Source organism: Serratia sp. PF-27, from assembly GCF_030053255.1.
Classification (GTDB): domain Bacteria; phylum Pseudomonadota; class Gammaproteobacteria; order Enterobacterales; family Enterobacteriaceae; genus Serratia; species Serratia bockelmannii.
Window position 1 is genome coordinate 42527 of sequence record NZ_JASGBT010000018.1, and the last position, 16552, is coordinate 59078.

General features: G+C 62.0%; 16 protein-coding genes. 9 read left to right on the top strand and 7 right to left on the bottom strand.

What is annotated here, in order from left to right; all coding sequences use genetic code 11:
* Positions 1 to 571, top strand: a 571-nt coding sequence (locus tag QMZ29_RS10665) for an autotransporter outer membrane beta-barrel domain-containing protein (protein ID WP_283225774.1), incomplete at its 5' end; no start/stop codon positions are given.
* Positions 572 to 1026: 455 nt separating this feature from the next.
* Entirely contained in the window at positions 1027 to 1878 is an 852-nt protein-coding gene (locus tag QMZ29_RS10670) for a helix-turn-helix domain-containing protein (RefSeq protein WP_025304624.1), read from the top strand.
* On the opposite strand, the gene QMZ29_RS10675 is transcribed toward QMZ29_RS10670, so the two are convergent.
* The 3 genes from QMZ29_RS10675 to QMZ29_RS10685 all read right to left on the bottom strand — a co-directional run bounded on the left by QMZ29_RS10675 (position 1868) and on the right by QMZ29_RS10685 (position 5654).
* A complete protein-coding gene (locus QMZ29_RS10675; RefSeq protein WP_025304623.1) occupies positions 1868 to 3652 on the bottom strand; it encodes an ATP-binding response regulator in 1785 nt (594 codons plus the stop codon). The two genes, QMZ29_RS10670 and QMZ29_RS10675, sit on opposite strands and share 11 nt — an antisense overlap.
* Positions 3649 to 4143, bottom strand: coding sequence for a putative pterin-binding protein (locus QMZ29_RS10680; RefSeq protein WP_049205620.1), 495 nt, complete (start codon positions 4141 to 4143; stop codon positions 3649 to 3651). The genes QMZ29_RS10675 and QMZ29_RS10680 overlap by 4 nt, the downstream gene beginning before the upstream one ends.
* Before the next feature lie 161 nt (positions 4144 to 4304).
* Positions 4305 to 5654, bottom strand: coding sequence for an aminotransferase-like domain-containing protein (locus QMZ29_RS10685; protein ID WP_282980883.1), 1350 nt, complete (start codon positions 5652 to 5654; stop codon positions 4305 to 4307).
* Positions 5655 to 5793: 139 nt separating this feature from the next.
* Here QMZ29_RS10685 and QMZ29_RS10690 point away from each other — a divergent pair, with 139 nt between their 5' ends.
* The 3 genes from QMZ29_RS10690 to QMZ29_RS10700 all read left to right on the top strand — a co-directional run bounded on the left by QMZ29_RS10690 (position 5794) and on the right by QMZ29_RS10700 (position 7944).
* A complete protein-coding gene (locus tag QMZ29_RS10690; RefSeq protein WP_173889066.1) occupies positions 5794 to 6423 on the top strand; it encodes a LysE family translocator in 630 nt (209 codons plus the stop codon).
* A 33-nt stretch (positions 6424 to 6456) separates the two neighbouring features.
* Entirely contained in the window at positions 6457 to 7308 is an 852-nt protein-coding gene (locus QMZ29_RS10695) for a PhzF family phenazine biosynthesis protein (RefSeq protein ID WP_060435210.1), read from the top strand.
* Positions 7309 to 7377: 69 nt separating this feature from the next.
* Positions 7378 to 7944 (top strand): DinB family protein, encoded by a 567-nt coding sequence (locus QMZ29_RS10700; protein WP_261427298.1) that lies wholly within the window; start codon positions 7378 to 7380, stop codon positions 7942 to 7944.
* 78 nt (positions 7945 to 8022) lie between these two features.
* On the opposite strand, the gene gorA is transcribed toward QMZ29_RS10700, so the two are convergent.
* Complete coding sequence (gene gorA, locus QMZ29_RS10705; RefSeq protein ID WP_025304617.1) at positions 8023 to 9375, bottom strand: glutathione-disulfide reductase; 1353 nt, start codon at positions 9373 to 9375, stop codon at positions 8023 to 8025.
* Positions 9376 to 9505: 130 nt separating this feature from the next.
* The gene (locus QMZ29_RS10710) at positions 9506 to 10348 is read right to left on the bottom strand and encodes a 23S rRNA (adenine(2030)-N(6))-methyltransferase RlmJ (protein ID WP_004931012.1); all 843 of its coding nucleotides are present in this window, start codon (positions 10346 to 10348) and stop codon (positions 9506 to 9508) included.
* Positions 10349 to 10483: 135 nt separating this feature from the next.
* On the opposite strand from QMZ29_RS10710, the gene QMZ29_RS10715 reads away from it, so the two are divergent.
* From QMZ29_RS10715 to rsmJ, 4 genes are all read left to right on the top strand, one after another.
* A complete protein-coding gene (locus QMZ29_RS10715; RefSeq protein ID WP_261427297.1) occupies positions 10484 to 10888 on the top strand; it encodes an ASCH domain-containing protein in 405 nt (134 codons plus the stop codon).
* A gap of 16 nt (positions 10889 to 10904) precedes the next feature.
* Positions 10905 to 11366, top strand: coding sequence for an HIT family protein (locus tag QMZ29_RS10720; protein ID WP_122004533.1), 462 nt, complete (start codon positions 10905 to 10907; stop codon positions 11364 to 11366).
* A gap of 118 nt (positions 11367 to 11484) precedes the next feature.
* Positions 11485 to 13527 carry an oligopeptidase A gene (gene prlC / locus QMZ29_RS10725; RefSeq protein WP_147823702.1) on the top strand — a complete coding sequence of 681 codons (2043 nt, stop codon included), beginning with the start codon at positions 11485 to 11487 and terminating at the stop codon, positions 13525 to 13527.
* An 8-nt stretch (positions 13528 to 13535) separates the two neighbouring features.
* Entirely contained in the window at positions 13536 to 14282 is a 747-nt protein-coding gene (gene rsmJ, locus QMZ29_RS10730) for a 16S rRNA (guanine(1516)-N(2))-methyltransferase RsmJ (RefSeq protein ID WP_049273186.1), read from the top strand.
* A 28-nt stretch (positions 14283 to 14310) separates the two neighbouring features.
* Here rsmJ and QMZ29_RS10735 read toward each other — a convergent pair whose 3' ends face one another.
* Positions 14311 to 14910, bottom strand: a complete 600-nt coding sequence (locus tag QMZ29_RS10735) for a KpsF/GutQ family sugar-phosphate isomerase (RefSeq protein WP_049294970.1) — start codon at positions 14908 to 14910, stop codon at positions 14311 to 14313.
* A complete protein-coding gene (locus tag QMZ29_RS10740; protein ID WP_025304611.1) occupies positions 14910 to 16547 on the bottom strand; it encodes an FGGY-family carbohydrate kinase in 1638 nt (545 codons plus the stop codon). Before QMZ29_RS10740 ends, QMZ29_RS10735 begins: the two co-directional genes overlap by 1 nt.
* Positions 16548 to 16552: the final 5 nt, after the last annotated feature.

Genomic DNA, 16552 nt, shown 5'->3' on the forward strand with positions numbered 1-16552 from the left:
CGGCGGGGCGGGCTACACCTGGCACCGCATCGACACCAAGCGGTCGGTGAACTACGGGATGCAGTCGGACCGTGACACGGCGAAGTACAGCGCGCGCACCGAACAGCTGTTCGCGGAAGCGGGCTACGGCGTGCAGGGTGAATGGCTGAACCTGGAGCCGTTCGTCAACCTGGCGTACGTGAACTTCGAAAACAACGGCATCGCGGAAAGCGGCGGCGCGGCGGCACTGCGCGGCGACAAGCAGCATACCGACGCGACGGTGTCGACGCTGGGGCTGCGTGCAGACACCGCGTGGCAGGTGAGCCCGGGCACGACGGTGGCGCTGCGCAGCGAGCTGGGGTGGCAGCACCAGTACGGCGGTCTGGACCGTGGCACCGGGCTGCGGTTCAACGGCGGCAATGCGCCGTTCGTGGTGGACAGCGTGCCGGTGTCGCGTGACGGCATGGTGTTGAAGGCAGGGGCGGAAGTGGCGGTGAACGAGAATGCCACGCTGTCGCTGGGCTACGGCGGACTGCTGTCGCAAAACCATCAGGACAACAGCGTCAACGCCGGCTTCACCTGGCGCTTCTGACGTTCAGCAGCGATCTCAAGGACAACGGAGCCGGCATGCCGGCTCCGTTTTTATTTGCGGCTGTGGGGTGAGTCCGTATGATGGCGCGGCGCCAGGGCAATAAAAAACCGGGACCCTGACGGATCCCGGCTTAAAAGTGGGTAAAACAGATTAGCGCTAAAGGCTCAAGCCCCGTTTGATTTGCGCAGTCCGAGCGATGTGGACATCGTCTCAGTAGCGGCAACGGAACAAATTTTCCCTGGTGTTACTATGGTTATTATTAAAAAACGTGCTGGTGTTATTTTTTATAGTGTATTGCTGTATGTCTCTTTTGATACCATGTTTGACGATGCAACATGGTATGTCAAGCAACGTTTTTAACGCATAATTGCATGAGATGCTAGTTTTAGATGTGGCTTTTTCAGCAGAAATAATCAAAACGACTGATAAATCAGTAAAAAAAATCGAAGGAACAAATGGATAACAATCACCAAAAATTCGATTCACAGTCGATTGCCAATCGGGTCAGGGAGCTGTTTTTACATTACGGGATTGGAAAACGTCAGCATGCCCGCGAGCTCAGCCGCATCTTGGATCTGAGTTTTTCACATGCGCACCGCAAACTGAAAGGGCAAAGCCCCTGGACGCTGGAACAGATCAACAGCGTCGCGGCCGCGCTCGGAGAAACGCCGGCGGCGATCGCCGATTTGAGCGCCGAACACGAGACTCCCGAGCCAAACATGGCGCGCGATGCCATCTTTGTCGTGGCGGGGGTGGCGATACCTTGCGTCGGGCACATCGGCGACGAGCTTCCTGCCGGGCGGCCGGCGGAATTTGTGGCGCTGCGCGTGGAAGGGCAGTGGCATATCTATCGCACCGATGAGGCGCCGGCAGGCCCGCGTTACGGCGTCGATCTGATCGAAATCCGGCCCGGCTTCGGCGACGACGAGCGGCTGAGCATCGCGGTATTGGACGATTCGCATCAGGCGGCCGATGAACTGGCCAAGTATCTGGGTGGCTGCGGGTTCAACGCGGTGGCGTTTTACGACGTCGACAGTTTCTGTCAGGCGTTGCAGCAAAGCCTGTTCGACGGTTACGTGGTGGACTGGTTGATCGGTGAGGAAACGGCGGATCGCTGTATCGCTACCATCCGCGCCTCCGACAATCCGGACGCGCCGGTACTGGTGCTGACCGGTGAACTGGGCACCGACCGACGCGAATCGGAAATCGCTCAGGCGATGCGCGAGTACGACGTGCTCGGCCCTTATGAAAAACCGGTGCGGCTCCATGTGATCGAAGCCGCACTGCAACGCTGTTTTAATCTTTAGCGGGGAACACCTCGGCCAGCGCGCTCGACAGCGCATCCAGTCGAACCGGCTTCATCAGGTAGTTATCGAACAGGGCGCGCTGATCCGCCGTTAACTGCTCCGGCGTGTAGGCGCTGATGCCGATGATCGGCACATGGCGGTTGGGGCCGCGACGGTTGCGCAGCTGCCTGGCCAGAGCAGCGCCGTCGATGCCCGGCATCTGCAAATCCAGCAACAGCGCATCGTAAGGACGTCTGAGCAGCTTCTGCAGTGCGCGTTCCGGCGAGTCGCACAGTTCGTGCTGGTAACCCAGCTTGTCCAGCAGCGCCGCAAAGGCGTCACCCACCGACTTGTTGTCATCCACCACCAGAACCTGCTGCGGCTTATGCTGCAGAGAGGCATTGGCGGCGGCGGGCTCGTCGGCACGTTCGTCTTCACTGATCTGCACCGGAATGCTGACGATAAAGGTGCTGCCCTTCTTGATTTCGCTGTACACCGTGATGGTGCCGTTAAGCAACGTCACCAGGCCGTGCACGATCGCCAACCCCATCCCCACGCCGGCGTACTGCTTGGTATGCGACTGATCCAACTGGGTAAAGGGCTTGAAGATCTGATCGAGCTGGTCTTTTTCGATACCGATGCCGGTGTCAGTCACTTCGATAATCAACGAACTGCCGCCCGGTTGGCGGCGCAGGCAGCTGTGCAGCGTAATGCTGCCGCTTTCGGTGTACTTGTAGGCGTTGGTCAGCAGGTTGACGATAATCTGCCGGATGCGCAGCGGATCGGAGTGCACCAGCAGGTGGCTGCATTCCACTTCACAGCTGAGTTTGACCTGTTCTTTGCGGGTCAGGGTGGCGATTTCGTTGGCGGTCTCCGCGATCAGCTTCTGCGCGTCGAACGGTACGATGCGCAATTCCATCATGCCGCTGTCGAGGTGCGCGTAGTCGGTCAGATCTTTCATCTGGCTTTCGATTTGCTGCGCGGCGGTCTCCAGCCGCTGGAAGGTGTCCGCATGCTCTGCCGACACCCGGGTATTCACCAGCACGTCGATGGCCGACATCACGCTCTGCAATGAGGTGCGCAGCTCGTGGCCAATAGCGCCGAGGAAGGCGTTTTTGGTGCGCGTCGCTTTCTCCGCCTCAATCGCCTTGGCCTGTTGGCGAATGGTCAGCCGCTGCTGGCGGAACACGATCAGGGTGATGGCGATCAGCGCGATCACCGAGAACATGACGATCACCAGCCCATAGAAAATAATGTGCCGCTTCTCGATGTAGTCCTCATAGGCGGCGGTGCGCTGCTTCACCTCGGCATGGTCGGTCAGGTTGGCCATTTCGATGGAGTAAGGCTTGATGGCCTTCATGGCCGCGAAAACCTGGTCGAAGTCGATTTTCGGGCTGTCCAGCAGCTTATCGATGCGATCCATCTGCAGGCGCATCTGTTTGACCACTTCCGGGTAGCCCGGCTCGGCGTACAGCGGCTGGGTCGATTCGGAGACGGTTTCCAGCACGTAAAAACGCGAATAGAGGATTTCGAACCGCAGCCGCAGGTTGTCGTTGTCCACCTGCGGCGCGTGACTTTGCTGTTCGACCAGCGTGTCGAACTCCGCCAGCTTGATGGAGAACTTGGCGATCGACCAGGAGTAGTTCTCCTGCGTGCCGGCGATGGCATACAGCCCTTTCTTCGACAGGGTGGCGCTGTAGTAATAGAGCGTGACGGTCGAAGCCACTAAAAACAGCGCGGCAAAGATAGCCGGGATCGCCAGCCTGCTGCCGTTCTTAAAGGTCGTCAGCTTCATTTGATCACGATCCTGTCGACTTGCCAGATAAAGCGTGAATTGTACAACGGCGAGTTCAGTTCAGGCCCGGCGGCGTCACGCGGGTACACCAGGAACAGCGGGCCGAAGTTTCTGAGCTTCAGCATTTCCCCGTCCATCTTGTAGGCCAGGATCATGTTGTATTTCGTGACGTCGGACAGCGGCACGTCGATGTAATAATCGTTCAGCGCGTAGAAGGTCAGCGTCTCGCCCTTGGCGCCGACGCGCTCCAGGATATCGGCCACCGAAATCCCTTCGAATTTTCTCTGCGGCGTCCAGGACGTGGAGGTGGTGATGCTGCGCACCGGCATCGCCAACAGTTGTTTATCGGTGAACAGATAGCTTTTGTTGACCGGGTCGGTCACGTTGTCGATCTTGCCCGCCACTTCCAGGGTAAAGCTGAGGGCGCTGCTCTGGGCGATAATCAGGGCCACGCAGGCTATCGCAAGGGTTTTGCATAGTTTGAACAGCATCGGTGTTCTCCAGAGGCGCGGGGAGGTTGTATCAGTCCCGCTAATTTATCAGGCAGAATAATGGCAGAAAAAGCAGGCGGGTGCGAAGGGAATAGTAAACCGCACAAAAAGAACAGGTCTGGGTCGGTCGGCCCGTGCGCGTAACCTTTCCCTTCCGTTTGTCAGCCGTTCCGATGTGCTTTCAACAGCTGGGCCAGCTGCGTCAGGCCTGCCGTTAGCTCGTCCAGTGAGGGGGAACCCAGGCACAGGCGAATGCCCGATTCACTTTCGCCGTCATTGACCATGACCGCGGCCGGCGGCGTGACTTTAACGCCCGCCAACGCGGCGGCGGCGGCCACAGACTCGGCGGTTTCGCGCGGCATCGGCAGCCAGACATGGTAAGCGTCGGGATGCGATACGCATTCGTCGGCATCGAATATCGAGGTAGCCAGATGCACTCTTCGCTGAGCCTCATGGCGCAACGCTTGCGGTATCGCCTCGATTGCGCCGCTGGACAACCACTCCCCCACCACGGCGCAAGACAGTGGCGAAGGTGCGAAGGGAATATCTTGCAAGGCTTCTTCCGCCGCGGTTTGCATGTCGGGCGGTAGAGTCAGCATACCGATCCGCAACCCCGGGCCGAGCGTTTTCGACAGGCCATTGACATGGAACACCCGCTCGGGTGCCAACGTCGCGAGCGCAGGCACTGCTGAATGCCCTAGGGCATACACGCCATCCTCGATGATCCAGACATTCGTCTGCCGGCATATCTCGACGATAGCCCGCCTGCGCTCGGCGCTCATGGTGGCGGTCGTCGGGTTATGCAGCGTCGGTGTCAGATAGACCGCAAGATGGCCGGAGGAGACGCGCTCGAGCGCGCTCGCCAGCGCCTGCGGCACCATGCCTTGCGCATCGATCTCCACGCCGATCAGGCGATGGCCTTTACGTCGGGCCAGCGCGATCGCGCCGGGGTAGGTCAGCCTCTCGGTCAGTATCGTCCCGCGTGGCCCGCAGGCCAGGTCAAATGCCAACGAAATCGCCTGACGGGCATTGCTGGTCAGCGCCAGGTGCGACGGTTCGATCGTGACGCCGGCGTTTTCCAGCCAGCGGGCCAACAGACGCCGATGTTCCAAGTGCCCGGTCGGAGGGGAATAGAGGTTCAGATGATCTGCATCCATTTTCCGTGCGATGCCGGCCAGCGTGCGTGCCAGCAAACGGTCAGTCAGCATCGCCGGCGGCGCATTGGACGAGAGATCGATTTCACGTTCTTCACGGGCGCGGCGGATCGCCACGAACATCCCGCGCCCCTTCACGCTGCGGACCAGCCCGCGTCGTTCCAGGATGGCGTAGGCTTTGGTCACCGTGCCCAGACCGATCGCCAATTGCCAGGCGAGGGGGCGGTGTGCCGGCAAACGATCGCCTCCTTGCAGCTTGCCCTCGATAATGTCGTCAGCCAACGCCAGCACCAGCCGTTCGACGGTAGTGGCTTCCACGTTGGCCAGGCGGGGTTGCCAGGGGGATTGAAGCCGCATGGTCGCTCTCCGGAGAAAGAATATAGTGTCACGTGACACTATTTAAATAGGCGAAAAGTGTAACACATACTATGTTGGTGAGGAGTCCCGGCGTTTTCAACAACGGCTCGGCCGTAAGGCGGGCCAGCGGAGTTTTTCCATGATGGTCAGTCAGCTTGCATTGGTTTACGGTGCCTATCTCCTCGCTACCGCCAGCCCCGGCCCCAGCAACATGGCGATCATGGGCGTGGCGATGCGTGACGGCCGCAGGCCCGCATTGGTGCTGGCCGCCGGCGTGATGACCGGATCGCTGTGCTGGGCGATGTTGGCCGCGACCGGCCTTTCCGCCGTGTTGGCCACGTATGCGCAGGCGCTGTGGACCATCAAAATCGTTGGCGGCGTGTATATGCTGTATCTGGCGCTGCGCGCTGGAAAGTCCGCGTTACGGACGTCCGCTGCGGCGCCGGGCATGGCCGCAGGGCGCGATGCGCGGCCTTATCGGGCGCTTTATCGGCAGGGCGTGCTGATGCACCTCGGCAATCCCAAGGCCATCATGTCCTGGATGGCGATCATGTCGCTGGGATTGCGGCAAGGCGCGCCTGAGCAGGTTTTACCGGCAATTATTGGCGGTTGCGCGCTGCTCGGCGTGACGATTTTCGGGGGGTATGCCCTGCTGTTCTCAACGGCGCCGATGATCGCGTTTTACACCCGGGTGAGGCGCTGGATTGAAGGAACGCTTGCGCTGCTGTTCGCTTTGGCGGGCCTGCAGCTGTTGATATCGCGGGGGTAATGAACGCCCGGCGTTAACCTGAGGAGAGAAGCGATGGTTTTTGGCATGCAGATGGTGGATGTCTTTGGCGCCGGGCCGCTTGCCGGCAATCCGTTGGCGGTGATCACGGGCGCCGGAGCGTTGTCGACGGAAGACATGCAGTGTTTGACGCGTTGGTTCAACCTGTCGGAGACGGCCTTTTTGCTGCCGCCGACGCACCCCCAGGCGGATTACCGGGTGCGGATATTCACCCTGGATCGTGAAATGCCGTTTGCCGGACACCCGACGCTGGGCAGTTGTCATGCCTGGCTCACTGCGGAGGGGATGCCGCGCAATAGGGCGGAGATCATCCAGGAATGCGGGGCGGGCTTGGTGAGCATTCGCCGCGAGGCAGGACGGCTGTGTTTTGCCGCGCCGCCGTTGATTCGCTCCGGGGCGCCCTCAGAAGAGACGTTGGCCGACGCGCTGCAGTTTTTAGGTATCGCGCCTGAGGAGGCGCTCGATGCCGCCTGGATCGATAACGGTCCGGGGTGGCTGGGGATCCGGCTGGCCAGCGCTGAGCGGGTACTTTCCCTGACGCCGGCGAGAAGCTGGCCGCGCAGAGTGGACATTGGTGTCGTCGGCCCACATGCCGATGGTGACGCAGCCTTCGAAGTTCGCGCCTTTTTGAGCGATCATCTTGGCGCTATCGTCGAAGATCCGGTCACCGGCAGCCTCAATGCCTCGCTGGCCCAGTGGTTGTTCGCAAGCGGCGTGGTCAGCGGTGGCTATATCGCCGCCCAGGGCCGCTGCCGTGGGCGCAACGGGCGCGTGCATATCACCCGCGACGAGAGCGGCCGGATTTGGGTGGGCGGCAATACGCGCACTCAGGTCGAAGGGCGGCTGCAAGGGATTGGCACGGCGTAGAACGCGTCGCCGCACTGTGTGCGGCTGAACGGAATATCGATTTTCATCCGATGATAAGGAGTGAACAGTATGTCTGCGATGCCACCAAACGATACCCCCGTCGAAGCTGATATTACGCAGCCGACGACGGTCACCGAAACGTTGAAAATGCTGGTACGTTACAAAGCGTGGGCGAATGCGCTGACCTTTGACACCGTGATGTCCTTGCCGGCCGGTGAAGCCTTACGGCAGCGCCCGACCCGTTTCGGCAATATGGTGCATACCTTGAATCATGTGTATGTGGTGGACGATATCTTCAGGCACCATCTGCAAGGTCGCAAGCACGGCTACACGGCGCGCAACACCGAGCAAACGCCTGCGCTTGACGACTTGCGGTGCGCGGTGGAGGAAATGGACCGCTGGTATATCGAACAGGTGGACAGCTGGTCACCCGAGGCGCTGGCGCAGGTGGTACATTTCGAGTTCGTCGGCGGGGGGGAAGGCCGGATGACGCGCCAGGAAATCGTGCTGCATGTCGTCAACCACGCGACCTATCATCGCGGTTTTGTCGGCGATATGCTCTATCAAGTACCCTTCGCCTCGCCGGCGAACGATTTGCCGGTGTTTCTTCGCGATCATTACCGCCGGGCGCCGTGAGGCGAGCGAGATAAATAAAAAAAGCCAGACGCTTTCGCGCCTGGCCTGTTACGCGCCGAAACCCGGCGAGGTTGCGCCTCAGCGCATGGTGACGAACTCTTCCGCCGCGGTCGGGTGGATCGCTACGGTGTTGTCGAAGTCCTTCTTGGTGGCGCCCATCTTCACTGCCACCGCGAAGCCCTGCAGGATTTCATCCATGCCGAAGCCGATGCCGTGCAGGCCGACGATCTTCTCTTCTTTACCCGCGCACACCAGCTTCATGCGGCACGGCTGACGGTGCTGCGTCACGGCGCTGTACATGGCGGTGAAGGAGGATTTGTACACCTTCACGTTGTCCGCGCCGAATTTCTCGATGGCTTCCGGCTCGGTCAGGCCGACGGTGCCGATCGGCGGGTGGCTGAATACCACGGTGGCGATGTTGCTGTAATCCAGGTGCTCGTCCGGCTTGTTGTTGAACAGGCGCTCGGACAGGCGGCGGCCGGCGGCCACGGCGACCGGGGTCAGCTCTACCGCGCCGGTGTTGTCGCCCACGGCGTAGATGCCTTTGACGTTGGTGTTCTGGAACTTATCGACGTCAATGTAGCCTTGCTCGTTGGTTTTCACCCCGGTGACGCCGAGGTTCAGGTTGTCGGTCGCCGGTTCGCGGCCGATGGCCCAAATCAGGCAGTCGACGGTGAATGCTTTGCCGTTTTCCAGCTGCAGCGTCAGGCTGCCGTCGGCGTTCTTGACGATCGCTTTCGGCACCGATTCGGTGTGCAGGCTCGGCCCTTCGGTGTTCATTACTTCCACCAGGGTTTCGACGATCATCGGATCGAAGCTGCGCAGCGGCGCGTGCTTGCGCACGAACAGGTGCGTTTCCGCGCCGAGCGCGTTCAGCACGCCGGCGATCTCCACGGCGATATAGCCGGCGCCGACTACGGCGACGCGTTTCGGCATGGCGTCCAGCTCAAAGAAGCCGTCGGAGTCGATGCCGTATTCCGCACCCGGAATAGCCGGATGGCTCGGGCGGCCGCCGGTGGCGATCAGGATGTGGTCGGCGGTGATGGTCTCGCCGTTCACCTCCACGGTGTGCGCATCCACGAAGCGCGCGAAGCCTTTGATCACGTCGACCTTGTTCTTGCCCAGCACGTTATCGTAGGAGTTGTGAATGCGGTCGATATAGGCGGTGCGGTTGGCGACCAGCTTCTTCCAGTCGAAGGCGTTGACGGTGGTGTCGAAGCCGTAGTCCGGGCCGTACTGATGGATGGCCTCGGCGATCTGCGCCGCGTGCCACATGACTTTTTTCGGTACACAACCCACGTTTACACAGGTGCCGCCCAGCTCTTTGGCTTCAATCAGCGCACACTTTTGGCCGTACATGGCTGCCCGGTTGATCGATGCGATACCGCCGCTGCCGCCGCCAATTGCTAGATAATCGTAATGTTTCGTCATCTGGGATTTCCATGAGTTGTGAATTTGAAGAGGGTAAGAGTTTAACGCCTGACCGGGGTTTGTCGCAAAGATTGCGTCGATGGCTGCGATAGGTGGACGCAGGGCGCGGCAAACCGCGCCCTGCTGGGGATTATTCCGGTACCACCCAGTTCACCAGATGGTGACCGATGCCCGACGGCACCAGCACCTTGTGCAGCCACGGCAGCACGTTTTTCATCTGCTGTTCCAGCTTCCACGGCGGGTTGATGACGATCATGCCGGAAGCGGTCATGCCACGCTGATCGCTGTCGGGTTTCACCGCCAGTTCGATCTGCAGAATGCGGCGAATGCCGGTGGCTTCCAGATCGCGCAGCATGCGTTTGATCTGCTGGCGCATCACCACTGGGTACCACAGCGCGTAGGTGCCGGTGGCAAAGCGCTTGTAGCCTTCCTGAATGCCTTTCACCACGTCCTGGTAATCGGTCTTCATTTCATACGGCGGATCCATCAGGATCAGGCCGCGGCGCGACAGGGGCGGCAGCTGGGATTTCAGCTGCTGATAGCCGTCGGCGCGCTGCACTTTGGCGCGTTCGTCTTTCTGGAACTCGCTGCGCAGCAGCGGGTAGTCGCTCGGGTGCAGCTCGGTCAGGTGGATTTTGTCCTGCGGGCGCAGCAGCTGGCGGGCGATCAGCGGCGAACCGGGATAGTAGCGCAGCGTGCCGGAACGGTTGAAGTTGTGCACCACGCTCATGTAGGCCGCCAGCTCTTCCGGCAGATCGTCGCGCTGCCACAGCAAGCCGATGCCTTCCAGGTATTCGCCGGTGCGCTCGGCGTGTTCGCCGCTGAGCTGATAACGGCCCGCGCCCGAGTGGGTATCCAGATACAGGAACGGCTTCTCTTTTTCCTTCAGCGACTCGATGATCAGGCTCTGAACGGTGTGTTTGAGCACGTCGGCGTGGTTGCCGGCGTGGAAACTGTGGCGATAACTTAACATGGCGGGTGGCGGTTCCTTGTGCTCCACAGACGGAGCATTCAATGCAATAAGGCTTATAATCTGCACAGTATAAACTGTCTGGCCGGGAAAAACCGGACTCCGTTGCCGCAGACGTTAACAGAAAGGGACAGGACGATGAGCAAACAGGCGATTTTGGCGAATTACCCCGACGCGGCGCGCTGGGCGTTCGGCGACGGCCCCGCGTTAGCCGACGAACTGCTGGGATTGGTGCTGAGCGGGGATAAAACCGCCACCTGCAGTTCCTATGCGAGCTATCGTCGGGAACAAACCCCGAGCATCGGCGATTACAACATCGTTCTCGATGGCCGCGGCGAACCGGCCTGCGTGATCAGAACGCTGGCGCTGCGCCTGGTGCGCTACGACCAGGTGACCGCCGAGATGGCGGCCAAAGAGGGCGAAGGCGACAAAAGCCTGGCGTTTTGGCGCGAGGGGCATCAGGCATTCTTTACCCGCGAGGGGCGCTTTGCGCCGGACATGTGGCTGGTGTTCGAAGAATTCGAACGGGTTGAAACGCTGTGAATCACAAGGAGAAAGGATGAGCTGCATTTTTTGCGACATCGTGGCGGGCAAGGCGCCGTGCCATAAAATCTGGGAAGACGACGACCATCTGGCGTTCCTGTCCATCTTTCCCAACACCGACGGCTTCAGCGTGGTGATCCCCAAGGCGCACCACCCGAGCTACGCCTTTGACCTGCCGGACGAGGTGCTGAGCGCGTTGATGCTGGCGACCAAGCGTGTGGCAAAGCAGCTGGATCGCGCATTCGACGACGTCGGTCGCTGCGGCATGGTGTTCGAGGGCTACGGCGTTGACCATGTGCATGCCAAACTGATCCCGCTGCACGGCACCGCGTCGCTGGATCAGTGGCGGCCGATCGAATCGACCTCGCCGAAGTTTTTCGCGCGTTACGAAGGCTACATTTCCTCCCACGACGCCGCGCGCGCCGACGACGAACAGCTGGCGGCGCTGGCCGTACGCATTCGCCAACGCGCCGTTTAAGGCACGAACGATCAACGCCGGGCATTGATTTTCCTGTTGCCTGGCTCCATGTTAGAGATTCATACGCATTTTAAGGCTCGCCCCCGTGGCGGGCCCCAACGCTAATCAGGACTGCCCTATGACAAATCCGTTGCTGACCCCGTTTTCCCTGCCGCCGTTCTCGGCGATCCGCCCTGAAGATATCGTGCCTGCGGTGCAATCCGCGCTGGCGGACTGCCGCGCCGCGGTAGAGCGCGTGGTCGCGCAGCCGGGGCCGTTCACCTGGGACAATTTGTGTCAGCCGTTGGCGGAGTCGGACGATCGCCTGTCGCGCATCTGGTCGCCGATCGGGCACCTGAACTCGGTGAAAAACAGCCCGGAGCTGCGCGCCGCCTATGAGCAGGCGCTGCCGTTGCTGTCCGAGTACGGCACCTGGGTTGGCCAGCACGAAGGGCTGTACCAGGCCTACCGCAGCCTGAAAGACGGCGCGGCGTTCGAGGCGCTGAGCGTGCCGCAGCGCAAGGCGGTGGACAACGCGCTGCGCGACTTCGAGCTGTCGGGCATCGGCCTGTCGGCGGATAAGCAGCAGCGCTACGGCGAGATCGTCGCGCGCCTGTCCGAACTGGGTTCCACCTACAGCAACAACGTGCTCGACGCCACCATGGGCTGGAGCAAGCTGATTACCGACGAAGCCGAGCTGAGCGGCCTGCCGGAGAGCGCCCTGGCGCAGGCACAGGCGATGGCGCAGGCCAAAGAGCAGGACGGCTGGCTGCTGACGTTGGACATGCCGAGCTACCTGCCGGTGTTGACCTACGCCGACAACCGCGCGCTGCGCGAAGAGATGTACCGCGCCTTCGCCACGCGCGCCTCCGATCAGGGGCCGAACGCCGGCAAATGGGACAACAGCGAAGTGATGGCGGAAACGCTGGCGCTGCGCCATGAGCTGGCTCAGCTGCTGGGCTTTGACACCTACGCCGACAAGTCGCTGGCGACCAAGATGGCGGAAAGCCCGGAGCAGGTGATCGGCTTCCTGAGCGATCTGGCCAAACGCGCCCGCCCGCAGGCCGAGCAGGAGCTGGCACAGCTGCGCGCCTTCGCCAAACAGCACTATGGCGTGGACGAGCTTGAAGCCTGGGACATCACCTACTACGGCGAAAAACAGAAGCAGCACCTGTTCTCCATCAGCGACGAGCAGCTGCGCCCGTACTTCCCGGAACAGCGGGTGGTGGAAGGGCTGTTCGAAGTGGTGAAACGCATCTACGGCATCACCGCCAAAGAGCGTAAAGACGTGGAGACCTGGCATCCGGACGTGCGCTTCTTCGATCTGTTCGACGCCGACGGCGAGCTGCGCGGCAGCTTCTACCTCGATCTGTACGCCCGCGAAAACAAACGCGGCGGCGCCTGGATGGACGACTGCGTCGGCAGCCTGCGCAAGGCCGACGGCACGCTGCAAAAACCGGTCGCTTACCTGACCTGCAACTTCAACCGTCCGCTGGGCGACCAGCCGGCGCTGTTCACCCATAACGAAGTGACCACGCTGTTCCACGAGTTCGGCCACGGTCTGCACCACATGCTGACGCAGATCGATACCGCCGGCGTCTCCGGTATCAACGGGGTGCCGTGGGATGCGGTCGAACTGCCGAGCCAGTTTATGGAAAACTGGTGCTGGGAGCCGGAAGCGCTGGCGTTTATCTCGGGCCATTACCAGAGCGGCGAGCCGCTGCCGAAGGCCATGCTCGACAAGCTGCTGGCGGCCAAGAATTACCAGGCGGCGCTGTTCATCCTGCGCCAGCTGGAGTTCGGCCTGTTCGATTTCCGCATGCACTTCGAATACAGCCCGGAAAAAGGCGCGCAGATCCTGCCGACGCTGGCGGAAGTGAAGAAAATGGTGGCGGTGGTGCCTTCGCCGAGCTGGGGCCGCTTCCCGCACGCCTTCAGCCACATCTTCGCCGGCGGCTACGCGGCGGGTTACTACAGCTATCTGTGGGCGGAAGTGCTGTCGGCTGACGCCTACTCGCGCTTCGAAGAAGAGGGGATTTTCAACGCCGAAACCGGCAAATCCTTCCTCGACAACATCCTGTCGCGCGGCGGGTCGGAAGAGCCGATGACGCTGTTCAAACGCTTCCGTGGCCGCGAGCCGCAGCTGGATGCTATGCTGCGCCATTACGGCATTAAAGGATAACCCGACACGTGAGCGTGTGTTTATTGTGTGAAGCAGGCGCCGATCCCGGCGCCTTGTCTGTTTTGGCGCAGCGCTGGCAGCTGACGTCCGACGACGACGCGCCGATGGCGCTGGTACTGACCCCGCAGCGGCTGGAGCTGCGTAAGCGCGACGAGCCGAAGCTCGGCGGGATCTATGTCGACTTCGTCACCGGCACCATGGCGCACCGGCGCCGTTTCGGCGGCGGCCGCGGCGAGGCGGTGGCCAAGGCGGTCGGCATCAAGGGCAGCTACCTGCCGGACGTGGTGGACGCTACTGCCGGGCTGGGGCGCGACGCCTTCGTGCTGGCGGCGCTGGGCTGCCGGGTGCGGATGCTGGAGCGCAATCCGGTGGTGGCGGCGTTGCTGGACGACGGACTGCAGCGCGGCTATCAGGATGCGGAAATCGGCCCGTGGCTGCGCGAGCGCCTGACGCTGTTGCACGCCTCCAGCCTGACGGCGCTGGCGGATCTCAGCCCGCGCCCCGAGGTGGTGTATCTCGATCCGATGTTCCCGCACAAGCAAAAAAGCGCGCTGGTGAAGAAAGAGATGCGGGTGTTTCAATCGCTGGTGGGCAGCGACGATGACGCCGACGGCCTGCTGGAGCCGGCGCGCCGCCTGGCGACCAAGCGCGTGGTGGTGAAACGCCCGGACTACGCGCCGCCGCTGGCCGACGTGCCGGCGCACGCCGCCACGCTGACCAAAAGCCACCGTTTCGATATCTACATGCCGCTGTAATGTCAGCCGGGCCCGCCGTGTCGGGCCCTCAGTTTTCCTCCCGCAAGCTTTTCCCCACGCCGCCGCCCGGATGCACCGCCAGCAGGGTCTCCTTGTCGTAACCGCTGCGCGCCATCAGGCAGGCGCAGGCGGCGTCGAAGATCGCCAGCACCAGCACAATTGAGGTGGTGGCCAGCATGTTCAGCGGATCTATCTCCTTTTGCACCCCGGTGGCGATCGTTAGCTGCGCCGCCTGCGCGATGGCGGAGTGCGGGTTTTCCGTCACCGCGATCAGCGTCACCCCCTTGGCCTGCAGCGTCGGCAGCAGGCGGGTCAGCTCGTCGGAATTGCCGCCGCGCGAGATCAGGATCAGCAGATCGTCGGCGCGCAGAAAACCCAGATCGCCGTGCGCCGCGCCGGTGGCGTCGAGGTAGACCGCCGGCCGTTCCACGCAGGCCAGCATGTGGGCTATCTTGCGCGCCGCAATCCCCGAGGTGCCGACGCCGGTGACGGCGATTTTACCGCGGCAGTCGGTCAGCAGCGCCAGCAGCCGTTGCCAGGTGCGCGCGTCGAGGCGCTCGCCCAGCTGCGCCAGCTCCTGGCTGTAGGTTTGCCAACCCTGCACGGCCTGCCGCCACTCCTGCTGCATCACGCCTCCTCCTGCATCAGCTGGCGGTATTTCATGTGGTCGTTGTACAGCTCATGGAACACCCGGTATTTGCGGTCGTAGTAGCTTTTTATCTGGTTGGTCTGCGGCGTCACCGTCTTGCCGATGCGGCTCATGGCGCTCATCGCCTCCGGCAAGGTGTCGAACACGCCCGCCGCCACGGTGCCCATCATCGCACCGCCGAGCAGCATCGCTTCGCTTTCCTCCGGCAGCAGCATGGCGCAGCCGGTGGCGTTGGCGTGCTCCTGCACGAAGATCGGGTTCTTGGTGCCGCCGCCGCTGGCCATGATGGTGTCGATGCTGTAGCCGCTGTGGTTCATGGTTTCGATGATGTGGCGGGTGCCGAGCGCGATGGCCTGAATGGTGGCCAGGTAGTGCAGCGCCATATCCTCCGGCGTGCGCGACAGCTTCAGCCCGGTCAGGATGCCGGTCAGCGTCGGGTTGGCGCGCGGCGAGCGGTTGCCGTGGAAGTACGGCAGCATGTGAATGTCCTGCGTCAGGAAGGCGATATTCTCCGGCTCGCCGGCCATGCGGCGCAGAATGGCGTTCAGCACCTCATAGATGGTCTGCCCCTGGGTTTTCGCCTGCGCCAGCAGCTCCGGGTAGCACGGGTGCGACTGGATGACGTGGTCGATCAGCGCGCCGGTGGCAGACTGGCCGCCCTCGTTCAGCCAGTATTCCGGCAGGATCGCCGAGTAATACGGCCCCCAGACGCCGCCGATAAAGCGCGCGGTGCGCGACATCGCCATATGACCGGTGGAGGTGCCGCCGATCAGCGCGACGCGGCGGTTGAAGTCGGCCACCTCGCCGGAGACGCCGGTGGCGCCCAGCGTGCCGAGGGTGCCGGCGTGGGCATCGATTATCGATACGCTCACCGCCGTGCCGGCGATCAGCCCCATCTCGCTGGCGGCGCGCTGAGTCAGGCCGTGGCCCAGCGGCTCGCCCATCATTTTAACGTCGCTGCCGATCTTGGCCGCGTCGTGTTCCAGCACGTCTTCCAGCCCGATCTGCTGGAAGTAGCTCTTGTCCCAACGCTGCTCGTGGCCGAGATAGGTCCACTTGCACACCGTCGAGCACAGCGAACGGGTGGCGTCCTGGGTGGCGCGCCAGGTGAGGAAGTCCGGCAGATCGAACAGGTAGCCGGCGTTGGCCCAGGTGGTGGGCATGTGCTGTTTCAGCCACAGCAGTTTCGGCGTCTGCATCTCCGGCGAGATAATGCCGCCGACGAAGTCCAGCACCCGGTGTTTGGTGGCGTTGATGCGCTCGGCCTGGGCGATCGCCCGGTGATCCATCCACACGATGATGTTCTGTTCGGTACGGCCGGAGGGGCTGACGGTCAGCGGCTTGCCCTCTTTATCCAGCACCACCAGCGAACAGGTGGCGTCGAAGCCCAACCCCTTGACCTGGATCGGGTTGATGTCGGCCTGGTTGACCGCGTCGCGCACCGCATTGCACACCGCCTGCCAGATGTTATCCGACGACTGCTCGACGAAATCCGCCTTCGGCCGGTACAGATCGATGGCCCGGCTGGCCTGGCCTACCATGCGGCCGTTGAGATCGAATACGCCTGCGCGCGCGCTTCCGGTGCCCACATCTACGCCAATAAAATAGCTTGCCATTATTT